Genomic DNA, 9,224 nt, shown 5'->3' with positions numbered 1-9,224 from the left:
GAAAAACAGAAAATGATTGATTTTTCAGCTTCGCTTTACGGCGGAGCTTAGCATTGCTATTCCTATTTCGACGATTTGTCTCGCAAAGTTTTCAACAAAAGCTTCGTATTTAGATCACTTTTCAACACCCCCTTTGGCATACTGCTTATTTGGTTTATAGATTCTGTGTGAAATCAGCAAGGCCTTTGCGCTCAGTTTTCAGTCCATTACTGAGCTTTAAGGCTTTTTCCCAAGTCTTATCGGTTTCGTATTTCAGAAATTCAAACAGCGGTTTCAGTTCTTCGTCCTCGTCGTATTTCTGCAGGCATTCATAGTACAGGCTTTTGTCTTCATTGTAAACAATCATCGGCGGGTGATCATGAGTCATCAGATAATAATTCAGGAGAGTCCTGCCCACGCGCCCGTTTCCGTCCGCGAAAGGATGGATAAATTCAAATTTTGCGTGAAGGTAGGCGGCCGCTTTGAGGATATCCTGCCCATCATACGCCTCAACTTCCTCAAGCAGTTCCCGCACATCGCTCTCAACATTCTCAGCCGCTGAACCGACTTCATGGACGCCGGTAACGTAATCGTGCTTTTTAAAGCTGCCGGGACACTCGCCATTCTTTACATAGCGGTGCTCGTCGTAGGTTCCGCCCGTGAGAATCCGGTGGATTTCTAGAATTAATTCTAAGCTCAGCGGTTCTTTTTTCACAATTTTATCTTTTAGAAACTCATAACAGAGCTTCTGATTCTGCTGTTCAAACAGCGTGCGGGGGCTTCCGGTATAGTTGGACACTTTTCCGTTTTCAAAGATTTCCCGCGTGTCATGATAGGTGATTTCTTCATTTTCGATCTTCCCGGAGTGAAACGCAAACAAAATCCGGAAGCTGTCCAGATGCTGATCCAACTCAGCCGCGGAGGTAATGGAGAAGGATTTCCAAAGGCGGACTGTCTGATCATACTGTTCCAAAAGCACCGCTCCTTTCCGTGTGGTTTTTTATATTATACCACATTTTTCTTTCAATCAAACTTTGTTTTTTCTCTGCCGGAACACCGCGGAGTGATTTTATGGAAGAAATCCTCTCGGATTGACCGCCTTGCCACTGACCCGTACCTCAAAATGCAGATGCCTTCCCGTACTGCGTCCGGTGCTTCCGGATAACGCGATGATGTCATCAGCTTTGACGGGACGTCCCGCCGAAGTGAGTATTCTGGAACAGTGGCCGTATAATGTAACAATTCCACCGCCGTGGTCGATCATCACATAATAGCCATAACCTCCGGCGTTTATACGCGGTTTTCAGCACGGTTCCATCCTTTGCCGCACGCACAGGGGTACCGGTTGGCACCCCGAGGTCAAGTCCTTTGTGGTAACTGTATGATCCGTTAATGGGATCGATACGGCCGCCGAATTCAGAGGTGACAATCGACCGCCAGCTGCTTCCGATCGGAGAAATCATTCCCTTCATGGAAGGAGACTGAGAAACAGAAGCATCGGAAGTATCTATCGCTGTGGTGCCCAACATCTTCTGATAAATTTTCTCTGAATTGAACTTCTCCTGATCAGAAACGGATCTTCCGAGCAGTTTTTCAAGCTTCGCGCAAACCAGATTGAAATCTGTGATTGGAACTGCCACCGTGCGGATTTCCTTCTTCTTTACACCATCTTTTTTGGAACCCGTATGGGTTCGTTTCTCATACCGGACAAAGCAAGAGACAAAATCCCGCGCTGCCGGGCTTGAGATAAGGAAAGGGCGCACATGATAATAAGGACGCCAAGGATCATGTGAAGAAATCCGTGAAAGGGGCCCGCACACCTTGGCAGGTATACCCGTTTCAACAGCTGGGATGTAAAGCACCCCGTACAGTTTACCAAAAAGCCGTGGAAGCATTTTGGCGTAAAGGGCAGCCTGAAAAACTGTGTTTTGTTTACGGTATCCCACTCCCTGTTTTTTATCCTATTCTATCGTGCAACGGTTGGTGTGGCGCTAACCGAGCTGCTGGCCAGGGTGAATTTTTGAGTAAGCACCCGTTTCCTTATAAAATCCTTAAAAACGGCTGTTACAATAGCAGTAGAGTGTATTCGAAAACCATTTTGTTTCATATGAGTATTCAAGCCATTTATAAGTTTACCTACTTAAAATCATGATAAAAGCGCAGCAGAATAACCTCTTTTTGTTCGTCTGGCAATTCATTCAGGGCTAACTTAACAGGATCGGTCGTTTCAATTTGATTTCCCATCGTGTTCTTGTATGTATAGTTTTCCATTTCTACATCTTCTAAAGAAATAGGTTTTTTCACTTGCATTGCGTTGATGCACAGATTGTGTGCAATCGTGTAAAGATACGTTTTTACTTTGCTTCTTTGAACATAGTTGTCAAAATTGCGGCAGAAATGCAAAAACACCTCCTGCGTGATATCCTGAGCGTCGTCCTGATTGCCAATCTTCCGATAGCAGTAGGAGTAGACATACTCATAATACTTTTGAATCAGTTGTTCCAGCGCAGTTGTATCACCAGATTTTATGCGCTGAATCAATGCCTCGTCTTCCACTGCCTCACTTCCTTTTACCCTTCACTTATATTAAACAGTTCAACTCGCTAAAAAGTCAGGATTTTTCAAAAAAAATTTTTAATAAGGTAAGAAATAGCTTTTTTTATTTGAGTCGAGACCGCCTTTTATGCTAATACTGTTCTCCCTTGAATGCAACCTTATCATCTATGAAGGTTTGCGTCTTATATTACAGAATAAATTACCTCTGGAGCAAAGAAGATTTGAGAATTGTTTTCGGCGCGACTGACCATTGTATTTTTTATTAGTCCATCTGTCCTTTTCTGCGACTTGCATATTCATGATTCATGATCTTTTCAATGAGCCGCTGGGCAGCATGGATTTCCCACGCTGTTTCAGGGGTCAAACTCATTGTAGTTATCCCGCAAATATAATTATCCCGAAAGTGGCTGAAAAGCGCACACCGGTGAGCATTTTCGGACAAATCTTTCGGGATAACTTTTTCCCATCAGACTGTGTTTTCTGCCTGTCCGTTTGGAAAGATGCTTGCAAAATTGCGGGATAACTTTTTTTAGCGCAGACCGTAAAGGCGCTTCAGAATTTCTTCGTCATTCACCGTATACTTCGGAACTTCAACGCCGCCGGTAACCTTTCCTCCCATGGATTTTTCAATGCCTGTCGTTTCTGCTCCGTATCGGCGTGCGCGTAAATCAAAGAGGTCTCAAGATTGGCGTGGCCAAGCCACTGGGAGATAAGCGTCAAATCCATTCCGCGCCGGTATAAATGCATTGCCCTGCTGTGCCTGAACAAATGCGGATGGACATTATCCGGTATGGATGGACAGTCGCTTTTTGCTTCTACAGCATATTGCCTGAGAAAGTACCTGACCGTATCGTCGGACATCGGCAGCCTTTGCCCTCTGCGCTCCACAAAGAAAAGCGTTTCTTGAGAATAGATACTTTCTCCCGGGTGAAATACAAATATAATTATTAAAATGCTGCATAGTTTCCGGCATCAAAGGCACAGTGCGAACCTTGGAACCCTTACCGAGCAATGTCGCCGTGGGAGTAGCGCCGGGTCGGATATCGCAGATGCGCAGATCAAGCATCTCCTGAATTCTGGCGGCGGTATCGTACATTAAAATCATAAAGAACTGGTCGCGAAGGCCCTTTCGTGTTTGTGTGTCCAGCTGTTTCAGCAAAGCCTCAACCGCAACCTCATCCATATAGTCCACGCCCGCATACTTGTCCTGCTTTTGAATTGGAATCTTTGTGAGCGCCGCCGAATAAGTGACATTCTCCGGCGCACAGGCAGAAGCATAGGCAAAGAAGGCTCGGATACATGCCAATCTATGGTTTCTTGTATTGGCACAGCATTTCTTTTCTGCTGTCAGCCAATCAAGGAACGAAGACACCGCTTCGGCATCCAGCATTTCAAATGTAAGCGACGCTATCGGGATACCGTTTTTCTTTGTAATATAATCGAAAAGCTGTTCCATCGCTGTTCTGTACGCCAACCAGCCTGAACAGCGTTTCATCCTTTACTCGTCCCACAATTCCACCTCCGGTATCATCCTGCCCAGTGCGTCCCAGTCAATTCCTGCGAATTTTACAAGGTTTTCAGGCAGCAGATGAATATAGTAGGCTGTGGCGGCGAGCTCCTTGTGTCCCATATAGGTACGGAGATACGGTAGACGAGAGTAGAGATCCTTACCCTCATCCAGCCAGCGGTGCAGCGCGGCGGAAGCGAAACGATGACGAAGATCATAAACTCTCACGGGCAGCAGCGTATCCGGTCAACGTCGTTGTTAGCGGCAGCAAAAAAATCTTTGAACTTGCCTTGAAGCCATGACGCAGAATACGGTCGTCCGGTTTTGTTCGGGAAAAAATATTCGCTGTCTGGAAACGCGGCGTTCCGGAGTTTCGCATAGTCGGTTGCCAGCCGGCGCATATCGTCGGACATGACCACGATGCGGTCTTTGTTTTTCTTCGTTTCCGTAATCAGTATTTCTCCGGTTTGCAGATTGATGGAGCTTCTGCGCAGCTCGCGTCCTTCATTGGGGCGCAGCCCGCAAGTATAGATTAAGCGAAAGATCACGGACAGAAGATATGACTGGAACGAGTCCCGGATTTTCGTGCAGTCAATTTCATAGAATACTTCGGCAAGCTCCTTGTCTGTAAATATATATGGCAAAAACGACGCCTTTCCTCCGGCATATTTGTTTGGAAGCACATATGCTTCTTCTCCGATGGATGTAAGGTATCCGGCAAAACCTCGTATGAAACAGGCTCTCCCGTGGAAGCCGGAGGCATTGCGGGCATTTACCCATTGCATTGCCAAATCCTTTGTAAGAATAGTATCGGATGGGAAATGCTGCGAACAATATTTGTCAAAGCTCATAGCCTGTCCCAAATATGTATTGTGTGAATATCCAAGAGCCGCTTTGAACTCAAGCATATCCTCAAGCCTGTCGGCAAAGCAACCAGAAAAAGTATTGCTCACATGACCACCCCCTCGCGAGCCAAGGGGATGGCGCTGAAATCCAGCGCGCGCTCCTTTAGATTCTGGCCGTCCAACGACAAGTATTGTTTTACGGATTCCATGCTTTGATGCCCAAGAATCTGAGCAATCGTCGTTACCGGGACACCGGAGACAATCAGATTTTTAGCCAGATGCCGCCGCAAACTGTCCACCGCTCTCAGCCCTGTCGTAGCACCCAGACTTATGATGGCAGCGTCACGCTTTCCCATAACCGTTTTTGTATTGATTTGCGCCATAATCCGCACAAGCGCGTCATCGGTAATATATCCTTTGATGCGAGCTTTACGTGGAATCGGGTACGACAGAAGCTCTATACAGTCAGGTGCAGCTTCGCCGTTTTCCTGAAGGAAAATGTGAAATTGACGGATATAGCAGAGCAAATTATGCAGGCTGCCGTCAGACTTATCTTTATGTCTTTAGAGGTTTGACTTTCGTCGAAATCCACTATATCATGTAAATTATGTTCTGTTTTGGATAAATACGGATGCCGAAATGGACATTGCTTGATAGTGACCAAATGATATGAAAGCGGGGGAAAGCATGTTCCGATTCCCGAAAGCCAGCAGAAAAAACAACGAAAGTGAAGATTTGAAAAAATTATATAATCAGATTGCAAATTACTGTCGTAAGAATCTGATCGATGCAGCATCCGCCGAAGAATGTACGCAAGAGGTCTTTGCGGTTTATTTCGAAAAAGCCTCCCAGATGGAAATTCGTGATCCCAGAGCATGGCTGTTTCGAACGGCTGACAATTATTTGCATAGGTTCAACCAGAAATTCCAACAGGAAAAGCAAGAGATTTTTCCCTTACCTAATCTGGAAGATGATGCTGAGGATATGGAGGACATCAGATTTGCGTATGAACAGGACTTTGATCGCTTTTTGGAGGAAAGCGTTGACATTGGCAAAGAAGTGAATCGAATTCTGTCCGGATTAAGCCATAAGGAACAGACTTTATATCATCAGTATTATAAAGAGAATATGTCCATAAAAGAATTGATGGAACTCTATCAAGTTTCCTCTACGGCAATGAAAGCAAAACTGTACCGGTTAAAACAACACATCCTTAAATGTGTCCAAAAGTTGCAGCAGTGAATTTTGATGGTGTTAGTGCACAGTTTTCAATTTAAAATTTAGTTATTGATACAAATTTCTATTTTTTATAAAATTTTATGCGCATCCTTTCCCATTTTTCGTGACTACAAAGTAGGAGGGTTTTTATGAGGTGCGACAATGAGGATATAAGGATCATTAAAAAAATCTTGTCGGAAGAAAAACTAGACGGCAAAGAAAAGATAAATGAACTGCGCGCCCAAATATACGCGGAACTGCACAAGCCGGATGATGAAATGGACTGTGATCTGATTGATGAAAACATCAGGACGCTCTTTTTGCTGGAAGGCGGAGAGTATGATGATCATGTCGATGCGGAGGCAGGATTAAAAAAGGCCCGAAAAATGGCTGAAGAAAGGGCAAAAGCAGCTCAGCCAAAGCTAAAGAGAGTTATGCAAAATAGATTTATGAAACCGGTCTTGGCGGCGTGTCTTACCCTCGTCTTTTTGTTTTCCGCCAATGCGATTGTTGCCCACGCGACCGGAAACAGCCTGCTCGACAGCGTTGTGAAGTTCGGAAGAAATTATATCAGCTTTGATTTCACACAGAGTAACGGCAGGACAGCTTCTGGACAAGAAACGGTAAGTGAAAATGATGCATTATATCAGGAGTTAGTAAAAAAATGCAAGGAGTTTGACCTGTCCCCTCTGTTGCCAAAATCATTGCCGCAGGATTTTAAAATTTTGAACTTTGGGCAGCAAAACTTCAAAATCAAAAAGAATCTTTCTATTGATTTGGGAAACAACTCCGATTTGATCACAATAAACGTCGATTACTATTACGACAGGAATAATATATCAATCGTGAAAGCTCCGGAAACTTCGGATTACGATAAATTAGACATACATGGAATAGATGTTTATCTGATGAAAAAATCAGACACCTATGTCTCGGTATTTAATGATGGGAATTACGTTTATAACGTCAACTCGAGCCTTCCTTATGATGAAACCGAAAAAGTATTGAAGTCGTTTGATTATTAAAATTCTGAAGGAGGAAATCAAGATGTTGAAAAAAATGTCCGCATTATTTCTGTCCCTGCTGCTTGCTTTTTCTGTTCTTTCGGTGAGTCCGGCCTATGCCGCAAGCAAAGGTAGTGAAGGGACGCCCACTTCCGGCGTTCGCTCTGCCGATCCAAATCATGCCGTGGGGCAATACAACACGGTAAACGGAGGGGGAATGTCCCCAAACGCCACCGGCTTAATAGCCACCATTGGCCTTGATCTTTATCGGGGGAGCGGGAATACACTGATTCTCGATGGGACTACGAACGGGACCCAGGTTCTAAATAAAATTGGGTTTCAAGACATTAGCCTGCAAAGATGGCAGAACGGCCAGTGGACCAATGTAAAAGTCTGGAGTACATACAAAAACGACAGTTCCAGCTACAGCTATGAATACAGTACGACAGTCACGCCGGGATATGATTACCGGTTTGTGGCAACACATTATGGGGAACTCGACTGGCTGTTTATTCCTTCCATCGAAACCCATTATAACGAGACAAGCTATCTTCATGTCGGATAACTGATTCCAATTTTTGATTTCACTTTCACAGTGTTCTTGTCAGAGCGATTTATTAGTTTTTTAGTTTTCAATAGCGCGCATTGAAATAAATTTACTTTGAAAGCGGTGAGACCTGTGGGCCGGTAAGGGGGTGAGAAATTCCCCAAGTGATTTTCCCGTCCGTTCGCTTGTCAACCACGACCAAGGAGGTTTAAAATGCTGAAATCTAAATCGAAGAAGCTGGTTGCGCTCTGCTGCGTGGTAGCTTTGATGGTAACTTGCGCTGTTCCTGCTTTCGCTGCTGCCGTAAGTTGGTCTACAACTTTCCCAGCTTTCAAAAGTTGGACCGATGTTAAAAGCGGTACAAAATCGACAACCTATGCAGCAAATAATACTGTAGCAGTATCCATAGACAATTATGATTCATATGCCAGCGAAGGGGAGTTTTTTGCCCGCGCGTATTATAACGGCGGTTGGCATGATGTGAGCCAGTCGAAGGCCATTTACGCTTCCCAGGCACAGGATCTCATTTTAAATGATCCATCGGCCACTAATGGCATCACATTAATGCTCGTTGGCAGGAATCAGAATATTAGTGCTTATAACGTTTCTGCAAGAGGTACAGTTGACTTCCATTAAGAGTTAACCGTTCTATCTGACTGGGTAAATAATACCCAGTCGGATACCTTTTAATATTGATAATTATGAAAGCGAGTGGAGGAAGTGTTTCGTAAATTATTAGCTTTGAATCTTAAGTCGATGTTAAAAAGTAGAGAGTTTTTCTTTTCTTTTCTCATTTCACTTCTGATTTTCTTAGTTCCTGCTTGCATTGATGCTATTTTGCTTCAGGGGAGAGACATTGCAACTTTGGCCCCAGCGTGGTGCTATTTTGGTGCAGTTAATCATATTACTGATGTTACTCTCTCTGACTGGACTCAGGTGTATTTTATATTTTTCTTTCCTTTTTTAGCATCTATGGCATATTCATTCTGTGCCTTCGATGATAAACAGGCTGGAATCAATATGTTGATTATTGAACGAAGTGGACGAGACCATTATTATAAATCTCAAGCGATTGTAACGTTTGTCGGTGGTTTTTTGATTGTTCTAATCCCGGAACTATTAAGCGAGCTTGCAATGATGATAGCAGTTCCCCTTCAATCAATCAAAATCACTCCCTATTATCCATTGGAACCGGATTTGCTGTTTAGAAATGTAAATTTCTTTCGAATACTTTGCTATAATTATCCATATCTTTATTATCTCATATATAATATTATTGGTGGAATCTTTGGAGGATTAATTGGTTTATTATCTTATTCTATGTCATTGCATTTAAAAGTCAATCGGTTTTTAGTAATAACTCTTCCGGGCATTATTTATCTTGTTTTAACGCTGTTTTTGAATATCTTTGCTCTTAGTGCAATGAGTCCCAATTTATTAGTCGTTCCGCCAACAAATACAGAAGGTATAAAATTAGAATATATACTCATCTTTGGAGGCGGCCTGATTTTGATTAATTTTCTTGCGGTTTGGAGCAAAATTCATTTGGCAAAGGATGAACTTTAAAG

At 43.6% G+C, this 9,224-nt stretch carries 14 protein-coding genes; 5 read left to right on the top strand and 9 right to left on the bottom strand.

Features of this window, described 5'->3' with window-relative positions; all coding sequences use genetic code 11:
* Nucleotides 1–154: 154 nt before the first annotated feature.
* The 9 genes from CAFE_RS04910 to CAFE_RS19965 all read right to left on the bottom strand — a co-directional run bounded on the left by CAFE_RS04910 (nt 155) and on the right by CAFE_RS19965 (nt 5,270).
* Nucleotides 155–952 (bottom strand): Fic family protein, encoded by a 798-nt coding sequence (locus CAFE_RS04910; protein ID WP_156989981.1) that lies wholly within the window; start codon nt 950–952, stop codon nt 155–157.
* Between the two features lie 96 nt (nt 953–1,048).
* The gene (locus tag CAFE_RS20625) at nt 1,049–1,243 is read right to left on the bottom strand and encodes a M23 family metallopeptidase (protein WP_413814421.1); all 195 of its coding nucleotides are present in this window, start codon (nt 1,241–1,243) and stop codon (nt 1,049–1,051) included.
* The gene (locus CAFE_RS19980) at nt 1,158–1,925 is read right to left on the bottom strand and encodes a M23 family metallopeptidase (protein WP_156989980.1); all 768 of its coding nucleotides are present in this window, start codon (nt 1,923–1,925) and stop codon (nt 1,158–1,160) included. The genes CAFE_RS20625 and CAFE_RS19980 overlap by 86 nt, the downstream gene beginning before the upstream one ends.
* A 190-nt stretch (nt 1,926–2,115) precedes the next feature.
* A complete protein-coding gene (locus CAFE_RS04895) occupies nt 2,116–2,535 on the bottom strand; it encodes an RNA polymerase sigma factor (RefSeq protein ID WP_156989979.1) in 420 nt (139 codons plus the stop codon).
* A gap of 570 nt (nt 2,536–3,105) precedes the next feature.
* Nucleotides 3,106–3,396 (bottom strand): tyrosine-type recombinase/integrase, encoded by a 291-nt coding sequence (locus CAFE_RS20620; RefSeq protein WP_156989978.1) that lies wholly within the window; start codon nt 3,394–3,396, stop codon nt 3,106–3,108.
* Nucleotides 3,317–4,030: a tyrosine-type recombinase/integrase gene (locus CAFE_RS04885; protein ID WP_156989977.1), complete on the bottom strand. Its 714-nt coding sequence runs from the start codon at nt 4,028–4,030 to the stop codon at nt 3,317–3,319. The genes CAFE_RS20620 and CAFE_RS04885 overlap by 80 nt, the downstream gene beginning before the upstream one ends.
* A 3-nt stretch (nt 4,031–4,033) precedes the next feature.
* Nucleotides 4,034–4,270: a site-specific integrase gene (locus tag CAFE_RS19975; protein ID WP_233452710.1), complete on the bottom strand. Its 237-nt coding sequence runs from the start codon at nt 4,268–4,270 to the stop codon at nt 4,034–4,036.
* Nucleotides 4,267–4,995 (bottom strand): tyrosine-type recombinase/integrase, encoded by a 729-nt coding sequence (locus CAFE_RS19970; RefSeq protein WP_330593857.1) that lies wholly within the window; start codon nt 4,993–4,995, stop codon nt 4,267–4,269. The genes CAFE_RS19975 and CAFE_RS19970 overlap by 4 nt, the downstream gene beginning before the upstream one ends.
* Nucleotides 4,992–5,270 carry a tyrosine-type recombinase/integrase gene (locus CAFE_RS19965; RefSeq protein WP_233452709.1) on the bottom strand — a complete coding sequence of 93 codons (279 nt, stop codon included), beginning with the start codon at nt 5,268–5,270 and terminating at the stop codon, nt 4,992–4,994. Before CAFE_RS19965 ends, CAFE_RS19970 begins: the two co-directional genes overlap by 4 nt.
* 286 nt (nt 5,271–5,556) lie before the next feature.
* Between CAFE_RS19965 and CAFE_RS04870 the strand changes: the two genes are divergently transcribed.
* The 5 genes from CAFE_RS04870 (at nt 5,557) to CAFE_RS04850 (ending at nt 9,222) form a co-directional block, all read left to right on the top strand.
* A complete protein-coding gene (locus tag CAFE_RS04870; protein WP_156989975.1) occupies nt 5,557–6,129 on the top strand; it encodes an RNA polymerase sigma factor in 573 nt (190 codons plus the stop codon).
* A 125-nt stretch (nt 6,130–6,254) separates the two neighbouring features.
* Nucleotides 6,255–7,130, top strand: a complete 876-nt coding sequence (locus CAFE_RS04865; RefSeq protein WP_156989974.1) for a DUF4367 domain-containing protein — start codon at nt 6,255–6,257, stop codon at nt 7,128–7,130.
* A 22-nt stretch (nt 7,131–7,152) separates the two neighbouring features.
* Nucleotides 7,153–7,674, top strand: coding sequence for a hypothetical protein (locus CAFE_RS04860; RefSeq protein ID WP_156989973.1), 522 nt, complete (start codon nt 7,153–7,155; stop codon nt 7,672–7,674).
* Nucleotides 7,675–7,869: 195 nt separating this feature from the next.
* Nucleotides 7,870–8,292 carry a hypothetical protein gene (locus CAFE_RS04855; protein ID WP_156989972.1) on the top strand — a complete coding sequence of 141 codons (423 nt, stop codon included), beginning with the start codon at nt 7,870–7,872 and terminating at the stop codon, nt 8,290–8,292.
* A gap of 84 nt (nt 8,293–8,376) precedes the next feature.
* A complete protein-coding gene (locus CAFE_RS04850; RefSeq protein ID WP_156989971.1) occupies nt 8,377–9,222 on the top strand; it encodes a hypothetical protein in 846 nt (281 codons plus the stop codon).
* Nucleotides 9,223–9,224: the final 2 nt, after the last annotated feature.

The sequence above is a fragment of the Caproicibacter fermentans genome, from assembly GCF_009746625.1.
Lineage (GTDB): Bacteria > Bacillota > Clostridia > Oscillospirales > Acutalibacteraceae > Caproicibacter > Caproicibacter fermentans.
The sequence above is the reverse complement of the archived record's forward strand: the minus strand, read 5'-3'. Positions and strand labels throughout refer to the sequence as shown.